At 49.9% G+C, this 22,586-nt stretch carries 18 protein-coding genes and 1 tRNA gene; 12 read left to right on the top strand and 7 right to left on the bottom strand.

Going from position 1 to position 22,586, the window contains the following annotated elements:
* Positions 1–2: 2 nt before the first annotated feature.
* Complete coding sequence (locus CAFE_RS20445) at positions 3–2,012, bottom strand: BglG family transcription antiterminator (RefSeq protein ID WP_413814418.1); 2,010 nt, start codon at positions 2,010–2,012, stop codon at positions 3–5.
* Between the two features lie 148 nt (positions 2,013–2,160).
* Positions 2,161–3,579 carry a PTS mannitol transporter subunit IICB gene (locus CAFE_RS03265; RefSeq protein ID WP_156989810.1) on the bottom strand — a complete coding sequence of 473 codons (1,419 nt, stop codon included), beginning with the start codon at positions 3,577–3,579 and terminating at the stop codon, positions 2,161–2,163.
* 206 nt (positions 3,580–3,785) lie between these two features.
* On the opposite strand from CAFE_RS03265, the gene CAFE_RS03260 reads away from it, so the two are divergent.
* The 7 genes from CAFE_RS03260 to CAFE_RS03230 all read left to right on the top strand — a co-directional run bounded on the left by CAFE_RS03260 (position 3,786) and on the right by CAFE_RS03230 (position 11,444).
* Positions 3,786–4,058 carry a hypothetical protein gene (locus CAFE_RS03260; RefSeq protein WP_156989765.1) on the top strand — a complete coding sequence of 91 codons (273 nt, stop codon included), beginning with the start codon at positions 3,786–3,788 and terminating at the stop codon, positions 4,056–4,058.
* A 36-nt stretch (positions 4,059–4,094) separates the two neighbouring features.
* Positions 4,095–5,924, top strand: a complete 1,830-nt coding sequence (gene glmS / locus CAFE_RS03255) for a glutamine--fructose-6-phosphate transaminase (isomerizing) (RefSeq protein ID WP_066649344.1) — start codon at positions 4,095–4,097, stop codon at positions 5,922–5,924.
* Positions 5,925–6,092: 168 nt separating this feature from the next.
* Positions 6,093–6,428 carry a hypothetical protein gene (locus tag CAFE_RS03250; RefSeq protein ID WP_156989764.1) on the top strand — a complete coding sequence of 112 codons (336 nt, stop codon included), beginning with the start codon at positions 6,093–6,095 and terminating at the stop codon, positions 6,426–6,428.
* A 176-nt stretch (positions 6,429–6,604) separates the two neighbouring features.
* Positions 6,605–7,513, top strand: a complete 909-nt coding sequence (locus CAFE_RS03245; RefSeq protein WP_156989763.1) for a diacylglycerol/lipid kinase family protein — start codon at positions 6,605–6,607, stop codon at positions 7,511–7,513.
* On the top strand, positions 7,510–8,301 hold the full coding sequence (locus CAFE_RS03240) for a phosphatase PAP2 family protein (RefSeq protein WP_156989762.1): 792 nt from the start codon (positions 7,510–7,512) through the stop codon (positions 8,299–8,301). The genes CAFE_RS03245 and CAFE_RS03240 overlap by 4 nt, the downstream gene beginning before the upstream one ends.
* A 56-nt stretch (positions 8,302–8,357) precedes the next feature.
* Positions 8,358–8,579, top strand: coding sequence for a small acid-soluble spore protein Tlp (tlp, locus tag CAFE_RS03235; RefSeq protein ID WP_066649360.1), 222 nt, complete (start codon positions 8,358–8,360; stop codon positions 8,577–8,579).
* Positions 8,580–8,750: 171 nt separating this feature from the next.
* Positions 8,751–11,444 carry a translation factor GTPase family protein gene (locus tag CAFE_RS03230; protein WP_156989761.1) on the top strand — a complete coding sequence of 898 codons (2,694 nt, stop codon included), beginning with the start codon at positions 8,751–8,753 and terminating at the stop codon, positions 11,442–11,444.
* A gap of 126 nt (positions 11,445–11,570) precedes the next feature.
* Here the strand turns inward: CAFE_RS03230 and CAFE_RS03225 are convergent, their stop codons facing one another.
* Together CAFE_RS03225 and CAFE_RS03220 are read right to left on the bottom strand one after the other, a co-directional pair.
* Complete coding sequence (locus CAFE_RS03225; RefSeq protein WP_156989760.1) at positions 11,571–13,802, bottom strand: DUF3160 domain-containing protein; 2,232 nt, start codon at positions 13,800–13,802, stop codon at positions 11,571–11,573.
* 4 nt (positions 13,803–13,806) lie between these two features.
* Positions 13,807–14,838, bottom strand: coding sequence for an FG-GAP repeat domain-containing protein (locus tag CAFE_RS03220; RefSeq protein ID WP_066649366.1), 1,032 nt, complete (start codon positions 14,836–14,838; stop codon positions 13,807–13,809).
* A 370-nt stretch (positions 14,839–15,208) separates the two neighbouring features.
* Here CAFE_RS03220 and CAFE_RS03215 point away from each other — a divergent pair, with 370 nt between their 5' ends.
* The 5 genes from CAFE_RS03215 (at position 15,209) to CAFE_RS20435 (ending at position 20,213) form a co-directional block, all read left to right on the top strand.
* Entirely contained in the window at positions 15,209–15,907 is a 699-nt protein-coding gene (locus tag CAFE_RS03215; protein WP_066649368.1) for a response regulator transcription factor, read from the top strand.
* Positions 15,904–17,133, top strand: coding sequence for a sensor histidine kinase (locus CAFE_RS03210; RefSeq protein WP_066649369.1), 1,230 nt, complete (start codon positions 15,904–15,906; stop codon positions 17,131–17,133). Before CAFE_RS03215 ends, CAFE_RS03210 begins: the two co-directional genes overlap by 4 nt.
* A gap of 62 nt (positions 17,134–17,195) precedes the next feature.
* A complete protein-coding gene (locus CAFE_RS03205) occupies positions 17,196–17,879 on the top strand; it encodes an ABC transporter ATP-binding protein (protein WP_156989759.1) in 684 nt (227 codons plus the stop codon).
* A complete protein-coding gene (locus tag CAFE_RS20440) occupies positions 17,876–19,126 on the top strand; it encodes an ABC transporter permease (protein ID WP_330593841.1) in 1,251 nt (416 codons plus the stop codon). The genes CAFE_RS03205 and CAFE_RS20440 overlap by 4 nt, the downstream gene beginning before the upstream one ends.
* Positions 19,127–19,142: 16 nt before the next feature.
* Positions 19,143–20,213, top strand: coding sequence for an ABC transporter permease (locus CAFE_RS20435; protein WP_330593847.1), 1,071 nt, complete (start codon positions 19,143–19,145; stop codon positions 20,211–20,213).
* Between the two features lie 450 nt (positions 20,214–20,663).
* Here CAFE_RS20435 and CAFE_RS03195 read toward each other — a convergent pair whose 3' ends face one another.
* The 3 genes from CAFE_RS03195 to CAFE_RS03185 all read right to left on the bottom strand — a co-directional run bounded on the left by CAFE_RS03195 (position 20,664) and on the right by CAFE_RS03185 (position 22,546).
* Positions 20,664–21,665: an MBL fold metallo-hydrolase gene (locus CAFE_RS03195; protein ID WP_413814415.1), complete on the bottom strand. Its 1,002-nt coding sequence runs from the start codon at positions 21,663–21,665 to the stop codon at positions 20,664–20,666.
* A gap of 255 nt (positions 21,666–21,920) precedes the next feature.
* Positions 21,921–22,322, bottom strand: coding sequence for a hypothetical protein (locus CAFE_RS03190; RefSeq protein WP_066649376.1), 402 nt, complete (start codon positions 22,320–22,322; stop codon positions 21,921–21,923).
* A 147-nt stretch (positions 22,323–22,469) separates the two neighbouring features.
* Positions 22,470–22,546, bottom strand: a tRNA-Val gene (locus CAFE_RS03185).
* Positions 22,547–22,586 lie beyond the last annotated feature (40 nt).

Genomic DNA, 22,586 nt, shown 5'->3' with positions numbered 1-22,586 from the left:
GTTTATCCCCTTTCTTCCTTTGTTTCCAGAAGCAAATTTTCAAATATCTTACGCAATTCTCCCAGACTGCTTTTTCGCAGCCTTTCGGGAAAATCCTTATTTTCAATCAGAGAAATGCTGATGTCGCCCATCTTTTCCAGCACGACGGAGCTTTCGCTGCTCCGTGCCAGCATCAGCAGATAAGTATCAACCGGTTCCTGAACAAACCCGACCCCATCCATCATGATTTCACCCTGCAGTCTGTAAACGCCGACAAACGGGGAAAAGACCGAGTCGGACCGAATATGCAGAAGGGAAACGCGGGTGCCGGGAATCACGACGCTGCCGATCTTTTCCCGCTTCAAAATCAAAGCGCTGATTTCATGCCAATCCGCGACGGTTCCCCGTTCGGCCAGTTCGGCGGTAATCCTTCCGACGACCGCTTCAAACGGTTCCGCCGGAACGGTTTGAACGCATAAGCCCTCAATCATGCGGTGAATCATCGCAAGATCATCCGCTTTGGCCGGGATCGTCCGGACAGCAGGCGCCCGTTTTCTGATCCCGCCGGAAGCACGCTTGCGTATCATCGCCACGCGGCTGTTTATCCTTGCGATATCGTCGTCGCTCAGGAACGGCGAGACAACAAGCATGTTTTCGCGTCCGGTTTTCGCGTCCAGCTCCACCGTGGAAAGAATCAGATCATATTGCTCGCAGTTGCTTTCCGACCAGTCTTTTAATGAGGCGAGATCGATGCGTTCGATATTCCTGACGACGCTTTGCACCTTGTTGAGCAGAATACGGGAAGCAAACAGGCCGTTCGGGCAAATGATCAGCACGGAAACACTTTTGTTCCGGTCTTCCTTGGCTTCCAGCGCAGCGCCGATATTCATCGTAATAAATCCGATCTCATCCTGTGACAGGCGGATATTGTATTTGGAAAAAACCAGCTTACAGGCAATTTCAACCGTCTGAAACAGAGTGCCGTAATGTTCCCGCACCTGGTCGAGCAGGGAATTTTTCACCTGAATCCCCATATTGATCCGGTAAATCGCCAGATTAAAATAGTGCGACAGGCCGGCGATCACCTGGCTGTCTTCGGCGAGGTCGATTCCCAGTCCTTTCCGGACCTCATACAGGACTTCCTCCGCAAGTTTACTGACGGTCACGTCCAGGTCCCTGAATTTCTGATCCGTGTCATACAGACAGCCTGACGGAAGATGGATGGAAATATACGCAATCTCGCTTTCCACCGCCGGAATCTCCCGCTCTAGCAAAAGCTGTTTCAGCTTTTCGTCGAAATGGAAGCTGTTCGCGGAAACCGCTTCCCGGATGAATTCATCCGGCAGGGAAATCGGGTGCCCGGCAACGATCTTCTGAATGGAAATCATCGTGTGAAACAGAAGGGTCAGATAGGGCACGTCGTCGTTTGATTCTTCCGGAATCAGGGCCATGACTTCCTTTGATATTTTCAGAATCCGGTCCCCGAACAAAAGCCTGAAAAACGAATGGAGAACCGGGTCTTTCTTTGTTTCGTAAATATAAGGCAAAAGCTCTTCGACCGGCTTGTATTCATAAATTAGTGTTACCAGCGCATTGCGTCTGTTCCATTCGGAACCTTCTATCCGGATTCCATATCTTCTTTTCCTGCTCAAGGTAAGATTTTTCCCCTTAAGCCACTGTTCAATACTGTCCATATAAAGGCTGACGGTCGCCTCGGCAACATTCAGCTGAAAGCTGAAAAACGTGGATTTATACGGTTCATCCGCCAGCAGCAGCTGCGCCGTGATAAACAGGATTCTCTGTTTCGGCGTCAGCAAAAGGCGCTTGGGAACATTCCCGAGCATTTGCCTGAGCGTCTCTTTCTGTTCTTCCCCGCCGGCAGCGAGAACCAGCGCGGCGTTTTTTACAGAAATTTTGATTTGCTTATCTTTCAGCGCACGGTTTATGGAAGAAATTTCCCGAAACACCGTCCGCTGGCTAACCTCCATCTGTTTCGCAAGCGCTTCAACCTCCAGCCTGTCTGACTCCAGCAGCAGGCCGAGAATAAACTTTTGTCTGGTTGAAAGTTCTTCCGTATTTCATCACTTCCCTGTTTTATCGTAACGGCCGGATCTGCGGCCCGAAAGAAAAGAAAGGGGGCTCCGACACGGGTGCTTTGTGCCGGGCCCCGATTGTTTGCAGTTAAGATTTCGACTGGCTCCGTCCCTTCAAAGCGGAAATGTACTGGTCATAAGCCGCGCTGTCCAGGAAATTGTTCACCGTGATAATCTGCGCGTTCGGAACGACTCCTCTTGCCCGTTCGGCAAGGCTTTCCTGCGTAAACACGACTTTGGCATCCGCCGGAATTTCGCTCACGGGCGCGTGATGCACCGCAATATCCAGGCCTGCGTCTTTCAGTTTCTTTTTCAGGATTGTTTCTCCCATGGCGGAAGAGCCCATCCCCGCGTCGCAGGCAAAAATGATCAGGCTCGGAATTTCACCGGAAACGATCTGCCCCGCGGGCCGGGCGGCGGCGCTTTGCTTGCTTTCCGCTTTCATGTTCCCGACTGCCGCCTGCGCCTGCGCAAAGGAACCGTCGTCCTTTTCGCCGGCGCCGGAGCGTTTGACAATCGCCGCTGACACCAGGAACGACACCACCGCCCCGGTTGTAATACCCGCAAGAACCGGCAGAAGGCCGCCTTTCGGGCACATGGCGATTTCCGCGATGATGCTGCCGGGGGAAGGAGAAGCGACTAGGCCCGCCCCGGTAATCACGAACACAAAGTCCGCGGACATACCGCCCAGAATAACGGAAATCAAAAGAAGAGGATTCATCAGAATATAGGGAAAATAAATCTCATGAATTCCGCCGAAGAAGTGAATGATCATGGCGCCCGGCGCGGAGCTTTTCGCATTGCCCTTGCCGAACATCCAGTAGGCGAGAAGCACGCCGAGTCCCGGTCCGGGATCGGTCTCAAGCAGGAAGAAGATGGATTTTCCGAACTCCTTCACCTGAGAAATACCAACCGGGTCAAAAATGCCATGGTTAATCGCGTTGTTCAGGAACAGAATCTTACCGGGTTCAACCAGTACCGCAATCAGCGGCAAAAGCTTTACCGATGTAATCCACTGGGCGGCGTTTCCGAGTGCCGTTGTCATGCCGCCGACGGCCGGACCGATTGCGAGGAAACCAAGAACGGAAATCAAAGCGCCAAGGATGCCGGCTGAAAAAGTACTGACCAGCATCTCAAATCCCGCCTTTACCTTGCCTTCTACCACCCCGTCAAATTTTTTGATTAAGTATGCGCCAAGCGGGCCCATAATCATGGCGCCCAGGAACATGGTCACCGAAGAACCGATAATCACGCCCATGGTGGCGATTGCGCCGACGACCGCGCCGCGCTTGCCGTAAACCATGTTGCCGCCCGTATAACCGATCAAAAGCGGCAGCAGATACGTAATCATCGGGCTGACCAGCTTGTTCAGCGATTCGTTCGGAATCCAGCCCGTAGGAATAAACAGAGCCGTTAAAAGCCCCCATGCGATGAATGCGCCGATATTCGGCATAACCATGCCGGCAAGGAATCCGCCGAACTTCTGAATTCCCGCCTTTGTCCCCATTTTCTTATCGGAGACCTCTGCGTTTTTTGCATCAACCACTAAAACTCCTCCTTCACTCCATCATATTTTGTAAATAATAACAGTCTGTAGTTTTAATATAACATCGCATATATTTTTATACAAGAACATTTACTTTAAACCTGTCGGCACAATTCTATGACAAAATTGACAATAACCAACTTAGTATGGCTGCAAATTAAATCATTATGCCGAAGGAACCGGCAATCAAAGGACTTTATGCAAAAGTTTCCGCGGCAGCGAGGATTTTTTCAGGAACAATTTCACTTGAAAATGTTAATCTGGTATTGTATGATATGTTTTGGCTTTCAAAAGAAAACACAGCGCCAGAACTCGTATTGCGCGAGTTGACGAGGACAAGGAGAATCGAAAATTCGGCGGATGCCTTGCGGTACGGTACTACCGGAAATGTTGAAAAAAACAAAAAGCGATTTTTGAACAAATTCAACAGGGTACCTTGAAAGCCTGAATTCATTTATGAAAGGCAGGCAAAAAACATGTGCGGAATTGTTGGTTACATCGGCGATCAGGAAGCGCAGCCCGTTTTACTGAACGGTCTGTGCAGACTGGAATACCGCGGGTATGACTCCGCAGGAATCGCGGTGCTGAATCACAAAGGGGAAATGGGGCTTGCGAAAAGCAAGGGGCGGCTTGCAAACCTTGAGGAAAAGCTGAAGGCCGCCGCTCTGTCCGGCACCACCGGCATCGGCCACACACGCTGGGCGACACACGGGGAGCCTTCGGAGACGAACTGCCACCCCCACACAAACGCAAAAAAGACCATCAGCGTGATTCACAACGGAATCATTGAAAATTATCTGCACCTGAGAGAATTTCTGATTTCAAAGGGGTATCGCTTTTATTCCGAAACGGATACGGAAGTGATCCCGAACCTGATCGACTACTATTACAAAAACGATCTGCTGGAGGCTGTTACAAAAGCGGTTTCCAAGCTGGAGGGCAGTTACGCGCTGGGCATCATGTCCGTTTACGAGCCGGATAAGCTGATCGCGGTCCGCAAGGACAGCCCGCTTGTCATCGGCATCGGCAAGAATGAAAACTTTATCGCTTCGGACGTTCCCGCCGTTCTGAATTACACCAGGGACTTTATTTATCTGGAGGATAAGGAGTTCGCCGTGATCCGGAAGGATGCGGTCGAGGTTTACACGCTGGAAGGCGAAAGAACGGAAAAGCCGGTCAAACACGTTACCTGGAACGCCGACGCGGCGGAAAAAGGCGGCTACGAACATTTCATGCTGAAAGAAATCTGCGAACAGCCGGGTGCCATCAAGGCAACCATGACCTCCCGGATTCTGCCCGGCCAGCCCGTCAAGCTGGACGATATCGCGTTCACGGAAAAGGAAATCAAAGAGATTGAGAAGATTTATATCGTAGCCTGCGGCACCGCCTATCACGCGGGGGTCGTCGGGAAATACGTCATTGAAAAAATGGCGAGGATTCCGGTGGAAGTCGACATCGCATCCGAATTCCGCTACCGTGACCCGCTTTTGAACGACAAGACTCTTTTGATCGCAGTCAGCCAGTCCGGCGAAACGGCGGATACCCTTGCGGCCATGCGCGAAGCGAAAAGCAAGGGGGTCAAGGTTATGGCCATCACCAACGTGGTCGGCAGTTCCATCGCACGAGAGGCCGACAACGTTCTTTACACCTGGGCGGGACCTGAAATCGCCGTCGCCTCAACCAAGGCCTACACGACCCAGCTGATTACCATGTATATTCTGGGGCTGTATTTTGCTCAGCACAGAGGAACCATGACGAACGAAGAGATCGAGGCTGTGAAAAACGACATGCTGACTCTGCCCGAGAAAGCGGAGAAAACACTGGGTCACAGGGAGACGCTTCAGAAGTTCGCGTCCAATAATTACATGCATAAAAACATGTTCTTCCTCGGCAGGGGCATCGATTACGCCGTCGCCATGGAAGGGGCTCTGAAGGTCAAGGAAATTTCCTATATCCACTCGGAAGCCTATGCCGGAGGAGAATTGAAGCACGGCACCATCGCGCTGATCGAAGAAGGAACGGTCGTTATTGCGCTCGCCACACAGAGCAGGCTGTATGACAAAATGATCAGCAATATCCGCGAGGTTACCACCAGAGGCGCAAAGGTTCTCGGTCTGGCGGTTGAGGGAAACAACAGCATCGAAAAGGTGGCGGAAGCCGCTTTGTATGTCCCCCCTGTTCAGGACATCCTGATTCCTGTGCTCGCGGTGATTCCCCTGCAGCTTTTGGCCTATTACACCGCCGTTCAAAAGGGCTGCGACGTGGATAAACCGCGGAATCTGGCAAAATCCGTTACCGTCGAGTAATTTTAAGCTTTTTCATATGTGCTATCAGCGTACAAAAAGGCGCTTTCAATCATTTGAAAGCGCCTTTCCTTTTGGGGGGAATTGGTCCTGAAAAAAATTCCGGACCCCCAAAAAATATTCTTGCAGCCGAATTAATTGATATATAGAGCATTTTTGGGGGATAATTTCATGATGTACAGCGTTGTCCTAAGAATAAAAATTCAGGAAGACCGTTGGATCCGGATCGGAAGCAGCCACGATATCCTATGGGACGTGCGCGATCTGATTGAAGCCTCCAGCGGATGGACTGTTTTAAATCAGGATGACATCGGGCCCGCAAATTCCTTTCTATCATTGCTGGAAAGAGGAATTTGGGAACTGTCGAAATCGACGGATGCCTATCGGGATTATGAGGTCATGTACGGACTTGGAACCATCAAAGACACTTTAGCCTTTTACCGCGGTCTGCTCGAGGACTGCAAAGAACATCCCTACGCCGAACTGTACGGAAAAATCATCGCCTGAGCAAAACGGCAAATGCATCGTCACGGCCCGGAGCCGGCATTGCGATTAAAACGCTTTGCCGCCGCCCGGGCTCTTTTTTTCGTAAAATATCTTTCGTAATCAAGGGGCGCATAAATTAAATCGGAAAGCAGAAATTATACAGACAGGTTCTCCGAAAATAAACAACATCAGGTAATATGAAAAACATAAAATTGATTTTCAACCCAAGCTCAGGAAAGAATAAAAAATCCCCCGTGCAGTTAACGGATATTCTGACCCAGCTTCAGTCATCCGGCTTCACGGCGGAACCTTTTTTGATTGAACCCGACAGCGATCTTTCCCATATCGTCAGGGAATCTCTCTTGAAGGGAATCGACCTGTTTCTGGTGTGCGGCGGCGACGGAACCGTGTCCTCCGCGGTCAGAGCGCTGTATGGCACCAATTCCACCATCGGTATCATCCCGGCCGGAACCCAGAATAACATCGCATTCAGTCTTGGAATCCCCCTGGACATTCCGTCTGCCGTTTCCGTGCTTTCCGCCGGCCTGCGAACCAGGGCGGATGTGGGAATGGTCACCTGCGGCGGAATCCGCACTCCGTTTTTGGAGGTCTGCTCAATCGGTCTGCTGTCAAGCCTCTTCTCATCGGCGGATCAAATTCAGCACGGCAATCTGGTCCCGGTCACTGATTTTCTGCTTCAGTTTGTCAAAAACAAACCGTGCGAATTTGAGATTCGGCTGGATGACAGATTCCAGATTACCGGCGACGGTTACGCCCTTGTCGCGGCAAACATGCCCTATATTTTCCACCGCTACAGGGTTGGGGAGGAGCGCTCCTATCAGGATGGATTTTTAAATCTTTATCTTGTCGCGGAGATGTCCAAGCTGGACCTTGTGGGATGCGCGGTCAAAAGCAATCCCACGGAGGACCCCAGAATCCACAGGTTCCGCGCCAAAAGAATTGAAATCAAAACCCGCCCTGAGATGCCGGTCATGGCGGACGGTATCGACCTGGGAAAAGGCCCCGCCCTCGTTGAAATGAAAAATGCGTCCGTTCATATTTTAACAGCCCTGCCCGACGACCCGAAACGAAGGCCCGTCCTATGAAGCATACGCTTTCTTCCAAGCCGGACGGCGCCGCGGTCAATCGGCGCAAGCGGACCGACCCGGCCGTATGGCTTTTTCTGATTCTGATCACTTTTACCGCCGCCGCGGCCATCTGCCCGGTTTCCGTATGGTCTCTGCTCTGGCAGGCGGTCAAAGCAAGGCTTTTCCTTTCGGGGATGCTGCTCCTGTTTTGCCTGACCGCGCTCTCTCTGATCTGGAAAAAATTTCAGCGCATCGATGAAAGGATTTTCGAACTATTTAATTTTCAAGGGCAGCGGCCGCGGTGGCTTGACCGTCTCATGCTTGCGTTTACCCAGCTTGGCAACGGACTCTTTGCGGCCGCAGCGGCCCTTTTGTTTTATCTTCTGGGGCGCAGGCTGCTGGGTTATGAACTGATTCTTGGAAATTTGGCCCTGTGGCTTGTGGTGGAACTGATCAAAATGGCCGTCGACAGATCGAGGCCCTATCAAACAATCCAAAAGATCCGGATCGTCGGGGTCAGAGAAAAAGGGGCGTCTTTTCCCAGCGGGCACACCAGTCAGGCATTCTTTATGGCGGCCCTCCTTTCCCACTATTTTAATCTGGGGACCGGACAGGTACGCCTGCTGTATCTGGTCGCGCTGTGCGTCGGCATGACCCGAATGTATGTCGGCATGCATTATCCGCGTGATGTTATCGGCGGAGCGATTCTCGGCACCTGCTGGGGATTGCTGGGAATCACCGTCAACCAATATATTCTCAGTCAGCCGTTCTCGGCTTTATGGAAAATTTTTGGTCAAGGCTTATAAATGAGGCCGGACTCAAAATAATAAAATCAGCAGCGAAGCAGAGAAAGGAGAAAAACATGAAGGCAAAGCCGGACGACCGCAGCGACAACGTGGAACGCATCCAGGAAAATATCAATCATACGATCGAGAACATGCGCAAGGCGGACGAGATGATGGAAGAAACCCCGGACAAGGGAACGAGAGAAACTCTTCGTGAGAAAAACGACCGCCGTGCAAAAGCCCTGGAGGGGCTGCGCAGCGAAATCCGCGACGAAGCAAAAGCGCGCGGAAAAGGATAACGCATACGGAAAGGGTTTGCTTCCCGCGCAGAGCGCGGGAAGCAAACCCTCCGTTTTTTCCGGGCGGGCAACCTTTTTGAGGTCAGCGAACAGGGCGCCATATTGCTTCCCTGACGGTAACATGATATAGTTAGTCATGTTCGTTATCATTTCAGGCTTTGGTGAAGTATCATGAAAAAATTGGTCATTGGAATACTAGCCCATGTTGACGCCGGAAAAACCACTTTGACGGAAGCAATGCTCTATCGCGGCGGGGCCCTGAAAAAACTGGGCCGCGTGGATCATCAGGATTCGTTTCTGGATTCGGACGTTTTGGAGCGGGAACGGGGAATCACCATTTTTTCCAAACAGGCGGTTCTGCCGCTGGAACATGCGGAGATCACGCTGCTGGACACCCCCGGCCATGTGGATTTTTCCAGTGAAACGGAGCGAACGCTGCAAGTGCTTGATTACGCGGTTCTGGTCGTCAGCGGGACCGACGGCGTCCAGGGCCACACCCTGACGCTTTGGAAGCTCCTGAAGCGGCATCGGATTCCGGTTTTTTTGTTTATCAACAAGATGGATCTGCCCGGAACCGACCGAAACACCCTGACCGAGGACCTGAAGCGAAAACTGGACGACCGCTGTGTGGACTTCTGCGAAACGGCGGAGTCTGTTTATGAAAATGCGGCTCTGTGCGACGAAAGCCTTCTGACCCGTTACCTGGAACAGGGAACCGTGCCGGACGAAGAGATTGCCGCTCTGGCGGCGCGGCGGAAAATCTTCCCCTGTTTTTTCGGATCCGCGCTGAAGCTGGGCGGTGTAGACGGCTTTTTAGACGGCCTGGAACGATATACCGCAGCTCACGAGTACCCTGCCGAATTCGGCGCGAAGGTCTATAAGATTTCACGCGATGCGCAGGGCGCAAGGCTGACCTTTCTCAAGGTCACCGGCGGAAGCCTGAAAGTAAAAACATTGCTGACAAACCGGCGCGGCGGCGTTCCGGACGAGAAAGCATGGGAAGAAAAGGTCGACCAGATCCGCATCTATTCCGGCGAAAAGTATCGTACGCCGGGCGAGATTCCGGCCGGCACCGTATGTGCCGTGACCGGGCTGAGCCGCACCCGCCCCGGGCAGGGGCTGGGGTTTGAGTCAGCCTCCGAAGCGCCTGTGCTGGGGCCTGTGCTCACCTATCAGGTCCTTCTGCCGGAGGGAACCGACCCGCACGGCGCACTGCTGAAGCTGAGTCAGCTTGCGGAGGAAGACCCCCAGCTGCACATTGTCTGGAACGAGCATCTTCGCGAAATTCATCTTCAGCTGATGGGCGAAGTGCAGTTGGAAATTTTAAAGCGGCTGATTCTGAAGCGATTCGGCATGAAAGTGGAGTTCGGGCAGGGCAGCATTGTTTACCGGGAGACCATCGCGGCGCCTGTAGAGGGCGTGGGCCACTTCGAACCGCTGCGTCATTACGCGGAGGTTCATCTGCTGATGGAGCCCGGGGAAAGAGGCAGCGGACTTCAATTCGGCGCCGCCTGCAGCGAAGAGGTTCTAAGCCGAAACTGGCAGCGGCTGATTCTGACTCATCTGGAGGAACGGACGCATCCCGGCGTGCTGACCGGCTCCCCCATCACAGATATGAAAATCACTTTGGTAGCGGGACGGGCGCACCTCAAGCATACCGAAGGCGGCGATTTCAGGCAGGCGACCTACCGGGCGGTCCGTCAGGGACTGATGACCGCCGAATCCATCCTGCTGGAACCATGGTACGAGTTCCGCCTGGAAATTCCGGCGGAATTCGTCGGGCGGGCCATGTCGGATCTTCAGCGCAGATCCGGCGCTGTGTCCCAGCCGGAGCATTTTGGGGAAAATGCCGTTTTGACCGGCACCGCGCCGGTTCAGACAATGAGGGACTACGCCCTGGAGATTACCTCCTACACCAGGGGCCGGGGCAGGCTCGTTTGCTCGCTGAAAGGCTATGAACCCTGCCATAACCAGGACGAAGCGGTTGCCGCCATCGGTTACGACAGCGAACGGGACACGGAAAATCCGGCGGATTCGGTTTTCTGTTCCCACGGAGCGGGCTACGTGGTCAAATGGGATCAGGTTCGCAGGCATATGGATGTAAACAGCGGAATCATCCCGGCGGCGCGGGACGGGGATACGGTAACCGAGCCGCACGCCGCCCGCCCGTCCGCTGCCGCCGTCTCTCTGGAACAGGACGAAGCGCTGAAATCCATTTTTGAGCGGACCTACGGCCCGGTGGGACGCAGAAAATTCACACGCCCGAAGAAGCCGGACCCGCCGGCGAAGGAGTCCCCGGTCCAGCCCCGTTACCCCGGGCCGGAGTACCTGCTGGTGGACGGCTATAACATCATCTTCGCCTGGGACGAGCTGAAAAAGGCGGCGCGGGAAGATCTGGACACGGCGCGAAAACTCCTGTCGGACATTCTCAGCAACTATCAGGGGTTTAAAAAATGCGCCGTCATTCTGGTTTTCGACGCATACAAGGTTCCCCACGGCGCCGGAGAAATATTCCGCTACCATAATATCAGCGTGGTTTTTACCAAAGAGGCCGAAACAGCGGACGCATACATTGAAAAAGTAACCAATGAAATCGGGAAAACCCACCGGGTCACGGTCGCCACTTCCGACGCGGCCGAGCAGCTGATCATTTTGGGTCACGGGGCCCTGCGCCTTTCCGCCGACAGCTTCCGGGCGGAAGTGGAACGGGCCGAAGGCGAGATCGCGTCTATTCTTTCGAAAAGCCGCATGAAAAACAGATGTTCACCCTTTCACCGCGCCGTTGTGAAAGAACCGGAAAGTTCTTTTGATGCGGTGGAAAAGGATTCGGCTGTCCCCGGTTCCGAAGGCATGACCAGCCGATAAACACATCGCAAAAGCCCCCGAAATTGTTCCGAATCAACGGAACCAATTTCGGGGGCTTTTCTGTTTTATATGATCATTCCGTATTGATTCCTCCAACAAGTCGGACATATCAGTCCCGCAGGTCCACTAAGAATTATACGGGTCCTGGGGCTCCGGGATTTTTCCCTTTCCCCCGCTGATAAACGAACGGGTCCACGAGGGCTGAGCCGGCGCCTTGCTTTCTTTCAGCATCTTCTGCCATTGCTCGTCGGTCAACCTGCTGCCCGACTCAAATTCGTAATAGCTGAACACCGCGCCTCTGGTTAAATAGAGCTTGCCGCCGATCGGAACCACCGCATAGATTTCATGCGCGGGCCCCACGCCCGCTTCCAAATAACCGCCCTGATCGAATTGATTCGGCGCGATCGTGTGAAAATCGGCGACAAGGGCCATGTTTTTATCGGTCTCGGATTCAATTTCAAACCACCTCAGCCCGTCGGTCGCGAAAGAAGCCGTCATTTCCTCCATGTTTTCCCCGTAGTCGTAAAGCCGGGCATACTCGTCGTTGGTCAGTTGTTCCCCTTTCAGCTCCTTAACGGAACAGTCCCGCAAAAATTGCAAAAGATCCTCCAGATATTTTACCGGGCCTTCCATATTGTTTTTGCCCTCTTCGTTTTCCCCGGTAAGCAAACCTCTCGCGGAGAGATTCGCTTCGGAATACTCCGTCAGCCACAGCAGCTTGTCGTACACCTCGACGGCGGGCTCCACATATCCGAGGACCTTCGGCTCCTCTCCGCCGCCTTTTTCAGCCCCGCTCTGCTTTCCGTACAGAATGGTGTCGTGGCGCAATTCGGACCAGCTGCCAAGCGCGGTGTTCAGCGATTTGTCCGTCCACGCCCGATTCGTCATGAAGGAGGGGTATCCGTTCCCGTAAGGCTGCGTCAGCCCTTTCAGAACCCACAGCCAGCCGTAATACAGATTCGACCGCCACGTCTCTTCGGGAAGCTTTGAAAACTGCGCCCTTACACTTGTGAACTTCGCGGGGTAGTCTTTCCATTTATTTTCCTGTTTGGCAAGCTGGATCTGATACGCCCGGTCCGAGCCCAGAACCCCCATGACGTCAAGCCCGCTGGGGATCGGCCGCTCAATCGGTTCCACAAGCTCCTGAATCATTTCGGAATCGGCCAGATATCTCTGACCCATCAGCCGCAGCTGCTTGCCCACGGGGGTGTTTACCTGCGTATATTGAGCCGCAATTCTCGGTTCCGGGAGCGTCTTTGCCTCCTGATAGAGCGCGTCCAGCCGTTCGCCGTCGCTCAAAGTCTCAAGGTTCGGCTGATCCCCGTAAACTTTCCGCAGCAAATTCCTGTAATCATAAATCGTGAGATCGTCGGACGCCCCCACGTAAAACGATGTGGGTTCATAGATTTTCTCCCAGTTCGTGATGTCCTGCGTGCCGTCCTTTTCCATAAAAAGCGCGTAGGTGACAAGAAGCGCCTGAAGCGTCTGTTCCACATCCCTCACCTTCTGGTCTTTATCCTTGTAGAGCGGGAAAGGCGCCTGACCGTACCACATCATGGCGGTAAAATACCGTTTGAAATCGTCGCTTCTGGTATAATGCCCTCTCGGCTCAAACTGGCTGTAATCCAGTTCAAACGGAAAAATTGCGGACTGAGAGTAGCCGGATTTTGCCTGAATCAGGGAATATTCCTTTTCCGCCAGATTCTTCGCTTCATCCGGCGTATTCTGCGGCAGAGCATTCCCCATGCTCAGCTCCGCCGCGGCAAAATAAGCGATATTCTTGAGCGCGGCGGCTTTTACTTCCGGGTTCTGAACACCCTTGCAAATTTGAATGGATTTTTTTAGCATGCTGCCCGTTAAGTCGTCAACCGCTTTGAACAGACTGTTCTTCTCCAGGTTTCGCAGGGAAAAATCGTAAAAGATGTGATAAAGCTGCAATACCGAATCCGCCGTGACAAAGCTCGGTATTTCAAGGTAACTGTTTTTTTCGTAAAGATAGAAGAGCTGCTCCTCGGCTGTCGGAGACACGACAAAAGCGTTCTGAGACAACAGCTTTTTCTCCCCGTCCGAAAAGCTTCCGAACTGCTTCAGGTTTTCTATGTTGGACAAATCGGAATTTACTTTATAAGGCTTCACTTTAGCCTTAAATCCGGATGGACTGTACGGCACGGCGACGTTTTTGTTCACCGCAGATTCCAGTGACACCAGTCGGTAAGCGGTGCTCTTTGCCGTTTTACTTTCCGTTCCGTCGACGGAATCCGCGGGTTCTGAGGTACCCGTGCCCTTCGCGCCGCATCCCGTCGCCGCCAGCAGAAAAGCGCAGCACAGTACCGACGCTATGGTTCGCCTGAATAACATAGGATCATCCCTCCGTTTCAATTTTACCCATGCTGTAACGAAATGCCGCCGGTGTTCCCGTATTTCTGTTCCCGCAGACGGCGGAAACCGCTTTCCCGTCCGATTTGAGTGCGGTCATTTGATCGAACGCGTCCGAAACACCGATAGATTCAAAGCCAAACCCCGTCCATTTGTATGCGTTCAATTCCTTTTTTCCGTCCCTTGTGGATTCCACGGAAATCAGCTCATCCAAGCCGTCTCCATCCAAATCGCAGAATACATAATCGTCAAAAGGCCTCGAAAGTCTTGAACCGAGCCATTTCGGGTAGAGCTTGTTATTGTGAAAATAATAAAGGAACGGCCTTTTTGCGTAGACAGGATGATATTTTGCCACGGTATACACCCCAAGCGAAACCTCGTTCTTTCCGTCGCCGTCCACATCGCAGACCTGGACCTTCCACGGGTTGAGCTTTTGAAACGACGCGTCATAAGTCTTTTCCGTTTTTACACCATTAAAATTTAAGATCATCAGCCGGTCCCCATACACGGCCCCCCTCTTTTTCAGCAGAAGGAAAACGTCATCGTTTCCGTCCCCGTCATAATCCGTGACAAAGCTGCTGATCGGCGCCGTTGAACCGTCAATTTTATATTCGGTTACTTCCATGCCGCCGTCGAATATTTTAATTCCTGTTCCAAAGACCAGAACCGCATAACTTTTTTCGTCCGCCGTCAGTTTCCCCATTTTAAAATAATCGTCATTTCCGGAATCAGCCCAATGAAATATGGGAGTTCCCCACACGTTCCCGTGAAAAAGCAGATGGAATCCCGAAAGGCCGACCAGTTGATACTCATCGCCGGAGGTAACCCCTAACCTTTCCGTTTTAACCATGGTATGCGCAAGAAAGGCCGCGCACAGTAAAAACGCAGCCAGCAAAGCCGCCGCAATCAGGAGTCTCTGCTTTCCAGAAATGAGCATGGTTCCGTCCGGTTCGGTCAAAATTCGCTTTTCGACGGTTTTTCTGAACCGGGTTTCCTCGTGCCCGCCTCTGCTCTCCATATGATTCTCTTCTTCCATTTTTCCGGAATAGTGGGAAAAAATGTATTTTGATTATTATAGCATAGAACCCATAAAAATCAAAGTCAGGAGGAATTTCAGATGTTTGTAAAAGGCATAAAATCAAGGCTGTATTCCGGGATCGGGTTTGCAGCCTTGACATGAATTGAGCGCTTGACTCTATTCGGTTGCGTGTATATACTGAAAAAAAACTAAGTAAAACAAATTACGCTTGCTCACAGATCCGGATAACAGGGATGACGAGGATTTTTTTAACACAAAAACCAAAACCCTAAGTTCGCTCTGGTCATGTGCGGGCAAATCCTAAAGATGTAAAGAAGACCGTAAATCAATAAAGAGTAAGGAAATGAGCATGAAAAATAAAATTTTGCTTGTAGAGGACGATTCAAGTCTGATAGATGGTTTGCAGTATTCATTGACGAAAAATGGATTTGCGCTTGAAATCGCACGCACGGTCAGTGAAGCCATGACATTACTCGAAAAGAAACAGTATGACTTATTGCTGCTTGACGTCACTCTGCCTGATGGAACAGGTTTTTCAGTATGCGAACAGGTCAGGAAGAACGGAAATCAAGTCCCGATCATTTTTTTGACGGCGCTTGATGAGGAAGTCAATGTAATCCGCGGCTTAGATAGCGGCGGGGACGACTATATTACCAAACCTTTTCAGTTGGGAGAACTCTGTTCCCGCATCAGGGCATTGCTGCGGAGGGCGGGGATTTCTAAACCAGCTTCTTCATCCGCCATTGAGTGCGGAGATATATTCATTGACACGCTTCATGGTCGTGTCCTGCTAAATGGAAAGACTATGGAATTAACGAATACTGAATATCGGCTTCTTTGCTTATTAATTCGCAATGCCGGCCAGATCGTCACACGAAATGTAGTTCTGGATGAAATGTGGGACGGGAGCGGAACTTTCGTAGACGATAACACACTTTCCGTTTATGTCCGCCGTCTGCGCGAAAAAGTTGAAATAGATCCATCGCATCCTGAACATCTTATTACAGTGCGCGGCTTCGGCTACCAATGGAACGAGGTGTCGAAATGAATTTTTTGAAAGAAAAGTTGTCACGCCACTTTTTTGTTGAAATCATCATTTTTTCGGCCCTCTTGCTTGGATTCGGTGTCCTGCTTTGTTTTCGGCAAACAGAAGCCGTAAAAGAGATGATGCTCGCCCATGATGGTGTTATGGTAAGTTCTCTTTTGAAGCAAAAGATATCCCCTGATGTAATTGCTTCCGCTGTTTCAAATACTCAGGATGGTGGACAAGGGAAAGAACTGCTGGCGCAGCTTGGCTATACAGAAAAAACTGCTGTCCGCTTTCTGCCCGCTGTCTCCGGTTTCGAGGCAACCGCTTTTCAGTCTGTTCTCTCTTGCACACTGGCATTTATTATTATTCTGCTCGTCTTATGCTGCATTTTTCTTACCAAAAGGGAACGGCTATATGGTCAGGCTTCAAAAAGGATTTCTGCATTTTCAGAAGGTGATTTTTCGGAACATTTGCCGCGTTCCGAAGAAGGAACTTTATATCAGTTATTTGCTTCCGTCGATAATCTGGCATCTGCATTACAGGCAAAGGGAGAGGCGGAATATAAGGCGAAAGAATTTTTGAAAAATACAATCTCCGACATTTCCCATCAGTTGAAAACGCCTCTGGCCGCGCTCAGCATGTATAACGAGATTATTTTGGAAGAACCGGATAACCCCGAAACAATTACTGAATTTTCAAAAAAAACGACGGCAGCTCTTGAACGAATGGAACAGTTGATTCAATCGCTTCTGAAAATCACGCGCCTCGATGCTGGAAGTATTATGTTTGAAAAAGTGCCTCATCAAGTATCAGAAGTCGTAGAGAAGGCGATTGAAAATCTGACTACTCGGGCCGTTCGTGAAGAAAAACAGATAATCGTTAACGGACAGCCAAGCGAACAGCTCACTTGCGATCTACAGTGGACCAGTGAAGCGGTAGGAAACATTGTCAAAAATGCTTTAGATCACACAAATTCCGGTGGCCATATCCGCATTTCGTGGGAAAGGTCCCCGATCATGATTCGGCTCAAAATTACAGATAACGGCACGGGAATCGCGCCGGAAGATATTCATCATATTTTCAAGCGGTTCTACCGCAGTAAAAATTCAAAGGATACACAAGGCGTCGGCTTGGGTCTATCCTTAGCGAAGTCCATTGTCGAAGGACAAGGAGGGACTTTATCCGTCCAAAGCGTTTTGAACCGAGGGACTACCTTTACTCTGTGTTTCCTTACGGAACTGTAAGCTGAAACTCATCTGAAAGTAAGCCTCGTCTGTTAGCCTTTGAGGAAAGGAGGCTTAGAGCCATGGAAATCTTAAAATTTGAAAATCTTTGCAAGACATATGGGAAAGGGGAAACACAGGTTAATGCCTTGAAAAGCGTTTCCTTTTCGATGGAAAAAGGAGAATTTGCGGCGGTAGTTGGCGAATCCGGTTCCGGTAAAACCACTTTGCTCAATTGTATCGGCGGTTTGGATGATCCGACGTCCGGCAAAGTACTTCTGGAAGGAAAAGACCTTTTCTGTACGCAGGAAGAAGAACGGACTGTTTTTCGGCGCAGGAATATCGGGTTCGTATTTCAGTTCTTTCAACTGATTCCGGAATTAACGGTGGAACAGAATATTATTTTTCCTATTCTTCTGGACTATCAAAAGCCTGATCCGGATTCGGTCAATGAAATTTTGCAAGTGTTGGGGCTTACGGAACGCCGCCATCATTTGCCCAGCCAGCTTTCCGGCGGGCAACAGCAGAGGGTGGCAATCGGCCGTGCATTGATAACCAGACCCATGCTGATTCTGGCTGATGAACCCACGGGCAATCTGGACAGCAAAAACAGTCAGGATGTAATAGACTTGCTAGTCAAAGCATCCCGGCATTATCAACAGACCATCTTAATGATAACTCATAATGTGGGCCTGACTTCTTCGGTAGACCGTGTCCTGCGGGTATCAGACGGCGTTCTTACCGACATGGGAGGAATCCGGGAATGAAAAGCTATTTGGAACTGATCCCTATTTCCGCTAAGATTCATAAAAAGCAGAGCAGAATGACGCGAATCTGTATCATCCTCGCCGTGTTTCTGGTCACGGCCATCTTCGGTATGGCCGATATGGAAGTGCGCAGTCAACAACTGCAGGAAATCAAAAGCGATGGAAACTGGCATGTATTATTTTCCGATATTGACCAGAAAACCGCATCCATGATTGCCGCCCGTCCGGAAGTAACGGCTTCCGGATGGTATGCTTATTTGGGAACGGGGGCCCAATATACTGTTTCGGGAAAATCTGTCATTGCAGCAGGAATGGATAAAAAAGTATCGGATGATATTTTCCCAATAAAAGTGACTGAGGGCGATTCCCCAACGAAAAAGAATGAGGTTGCTTTAACCCAAAATGCAAAACTCGGCTTGGGGGTTCACGTGGGCGATACAATCACTTTGAAGCATCCAATTTCTGAACCGGTAGAGCTTTCCGTCGTTGGTTTTGTCGAGGGTACTTCAAAGTTACTGAAGCAGGATTCTTATGCTTTGCTTTTTACAAAAGAAGGCTTCCAGTCTTCGATTCCTGAAGGACAATATACAGATCAGTACGTTGTTCAGCTTTGCCGATACTGCAATATGCAAAAAGTGATTGCCGATATTACGGAACAATATAAACTTACTGATAAGCAGGTATTGCAAAACGGCAATCTGCTTGCAGTGCTCGGCCAAAGCGATAACAGTTATGTGCTTGGACTCTACGGGACCGCCGCTGTTTTATTCGCCATCGTAATGCTGTCGGGAGTACTGATGCTTGCAAGCAGCCTGAACAGCAATGTAATGCAAAGAACGGAATTTTTCGGTATGATGCGCTGCTTGGGAGCAACGAAAAAACAGATCATGCGCTTTGTACGGAAAGAAGGGCTGCAGTGGTGTAAAACGGCGATTCCCGTGGGGGGTTGGCATTGGAACCGTGGTTATATGGGTGCTATGCGCGATTTTGAAGGCTTTAGCTCCCGGTTATTTCTCCGAAATGCCGACTTTTGCAATCAGTTGGATCGGTATCCTGTCCGGCATCGCTGTGGGAATATTCACGGTACTTTTGGCCACCAGATCCCCCGCCAAAAGAGCTGCGTGTGTTTCGCCACTGGCTGCGGTTTCGGGGAATGCAAACTCTATTCAACCAAGCCGCACAGCGGCAAACACCACTTTTTTCAAGATAGATACTGCTGTTGGTATTCATCATGCTACGTCAAGTAAAAAAAATTTTTTGCTGATGGTAGGTTCATTTTCTCTCAGTATTATTTTGTTTCTCTGCTTTTCAGCGACGGTCGATTTTATGCACCATGCTGTTGTGCCGTTGCGGCCATGGACGCCGGATATTTCCCTTGCAAGCGCAGATCAGACTTGTTCTCTGTCAAACAGTCTCTTAAAGCAGCTGAAGAACGATCCGAAAGTCGCACGCGCCTATGGACGGATGTTTGCTTATAACATCCCGGTCAAATCAGGCGGACAGAATCAGAAAATCGACCTTGTTTCTTATGAGAATTATCAATTTTCGTGGGCGAAGGACAGCCTGTTGAACGGTTCTATCGATGCTGTAAGGCAGAAAGAGAATCAGGTACTGATCGTTCACAATTCCGACAGTTCCCTATACGTTGGGGACAAGATTCAACTGAACTTCGGAAAAAAGCAGCAAGAAATCACTGTGGCAGGACTGCTTTCCTCCAGCCCCTTTGACAGCGTAAGGGGGGTAACGACAGTTATCTGCTCGGAGAAAACATTCCGGGAATTGACTGGTGAGACGAATTATACGATTATCGACGTTCAACTCACGGAAAAGGCAGTCGATCGTGATGCGGATTCCATACGCTCTCTGGCAGGTTCAAATATTCAGTTTTCCGATCGACGTGCAAGTAACCGAGAAGGAAAGGGAGCTTTTTATTCAATGGCGCTGTTCATTTATGGCTTCTTGGTGGTGATCGTACTAATCACCATATTTAATATAGCAAACAGCATCGCCATGAGTGTTTCGGCGCGTATCAAACAATACGGTGCTATGCGCGCCATCGGCATGAGCGGTCATCAGCTCATAAAGATGATTACTGCCGAAGCCGTCACATATTCCGTCGCCGGGAGCATTGTGGGATGCTTCATAGGCTTGCCGCTGCATAAAATCCTGTTTGAAAAAATGGTAACTGCGCACTGGGGAGATCCGTGGCAGCTTCCATTGGGAATGCTCGCACTTATAGTAGCAGCAGTCATGATCTCGTCTATTCTTGCGGTCCATGGTCCGGCCAAGCGAATCCATAAGATGTCCATCGTTGATACAATCAGTGCACAATAAACGAATTGTTTCAAAAACAGATTTATCCTGGCGAAGCATCTTTTCCTTCCTGGCGCGGGAACCATACGGTTTCTGCGCTATTTTTTTTCGGACGCTTTAGGTGATCCGCTCACGGATTTTATTCGACATAAATAAATTCACGGGGCAGTTTCGAGGCCAGCTCCGGTATCCCGTGTACCACTGACATTATGATCCAAAAGACGTAACGATCCATCCAAAGGAAAACATGGGAACTGCGCTATCATTCAGCACGAAAACGGCATCCAAACTTTGTACGGTCACAACAGCGGTCGCAGAAAATGAACCGTAATGCGGATCTTTGTATCTCATGGGACAGGCGGCAAAGACCGCTATATTTTGATTTCCCAACGAAATCTCAAGATTCTCCGGGAGTACAGAAAACAATACCGGCCTCACCATCCGGAAGGGTACCTGTCTCGGTTCTCTGTATTACTTTACGCGGTTAGCCCTTTTTAATCGAATCGTCCTTGTCTTCTCTTCCGTATCATCACTCTCGTCATACCCATCATATGGTGCATCCGGATCATGCGGCTTCTGTTTTTTCATACTGTTGCATACCTCATCACGATGGGCAAAAGAAAAATTGATATCATCCGAATATCCGGTATGTCCTGTGATGATGATCGGGTTCAAATGCCTTTCCCTCAACTTTTTCTCAAGTATCGCCAGTGATCTCTTTTCCAATGCGATATCCTCAGCAAGAGCATTAATAAAGCTATATCCTCCGTCTGCACCGAACCAGATGGTATCGCCGGTAAAAAGATATGTATCATCGATGAGATAGACCATGTGCCCCCATGTATGTCCCGGGACCAGAAAAGCTTCTACCTTAATGTTTCCGATGGTGAATCCCTGCCCGTCCTTAAGAAGAATTTTCTTGTTATTTATTGTTACCTGCGGAAGCTTAAACAAGTGGAAAATCACTTTGCGGCGCACTTCACCGGTCAAATATTTATTTTCGATTTCTCCGATATAAATTGTTGCATTCTTAAACAACTGATTACTGTCAGCTTCGATCGCGCCAACATGATCGGTGTCCTGGTGGGTCACCAGAATATCTTTAATATTCTCCGGATCCAGATCAAGCCATTCCATCTTCTCTTTCAGGCGTTCATAATTATATCCGGCATCAATCATGATCGTCTGTCCGTTCTTTGTATAGAAGAAGATGTTGGCGACAAACTCTCTGACACACTTCACGTGTTCATCAATCACACCGGTATTAAGGGGTTTGAAAATTTCCTTACCTCGATAAATCATAGCCATATATTTTTCCTGAAATTTTGAAGCCTTCTTAGACATTTCTTGATTCTCCCTTTCTTGGTTTTCAAGCAAAGCCAATGGCGGTTTTTGCGTCGCCGCTGTTTGAATATCCGTAAATCCCGCGCTTTTCAAAAGCTGCTCTGCGTTAAAAATGGTCATTCCTTCCATCTTACTCGTCCACTTCTCGCCGGCAGTGTTCTAGCCGTACTGATCGCCGCCGTATTGTTTTTACGCGACGCTTTCCACGCTGACGGGCGAATCACCCACTCCAGTCACATGTCCTTCCGGGCAAAGCGCCAGCAGCCGCGTAATATTCATTCCGCCGCTTAAAATCACAGAATAAACATCATTATGTGAAGCTCAAATTCTTTGCCGGACCGTTCAGTATGCTCATTAAGCAAAGTCAATTAAAACAAAGCTTTCTTACTGTTTTTTTAAGCAGTGAGATTTAATAAGGGAAGCAATTCCGGCTCCTCCGCCTATAAAAAGCACCTCAATTGCTCCCATCCAATGCAGGGTGGTATTGCCGCTAGTTGTCGCCAGTGCATAAATAAGGTGGTGTCCTCCCAATAAAATGCAAAGTACAACCGAAACAAGCGTGAGTATTTCTGCATATTCAAAGTTACGCTTAACCAGTGTAATTATAATGCCCGCGTCAATCCCAACATTCCATAAAGCAATTTCGGCTTGCCATCCCCGGCTCATCCTCCATACCGAAAATGTTTCTGCAACATTGGGAAAAAACATTTGCCATATAAATGCGCCTACTGTCATCAATAAAAAAAGGAGCAAATAGAAATACAAATATTTTTCTTTTCTCACCATTATCACAACCTCCATGATACTCGTAGAATATAAATAATCAGATTGTGCTCTCAAGAAAGGGTCAATTAAAGGGTCAAACCTAAACAATAGGCAAAGAGAAATCCCCTGAAATCCGCATTCCTGCTGGATTTTCCGGGGATTTCTTTATGGTGGACGTTATAGGACTCGAACCTATGACCTTTCGCACGTCAAGCGAACGCTCTAGCCAGCTGAGCTAAACATCCATATTAAATCGTTCTTAAAGCGCTTGATTATTATAACGTA

The sequence above is a fragment of the Caproicibacter fermentans genome, from assembly GCF_009746625.1.
GTDB classification, from domain to species: Bacteria; Bacillota; Clostridia; order Oscillospirales; family Acutalibacteraceae; genus Caproicibacter; species Caproicibacter fermentans.
The sequence above is the reverse complement of the archived record's forward strand: the minus strand, read 5'-3'. Positions and strand labels throughout refer to the sequence as shown.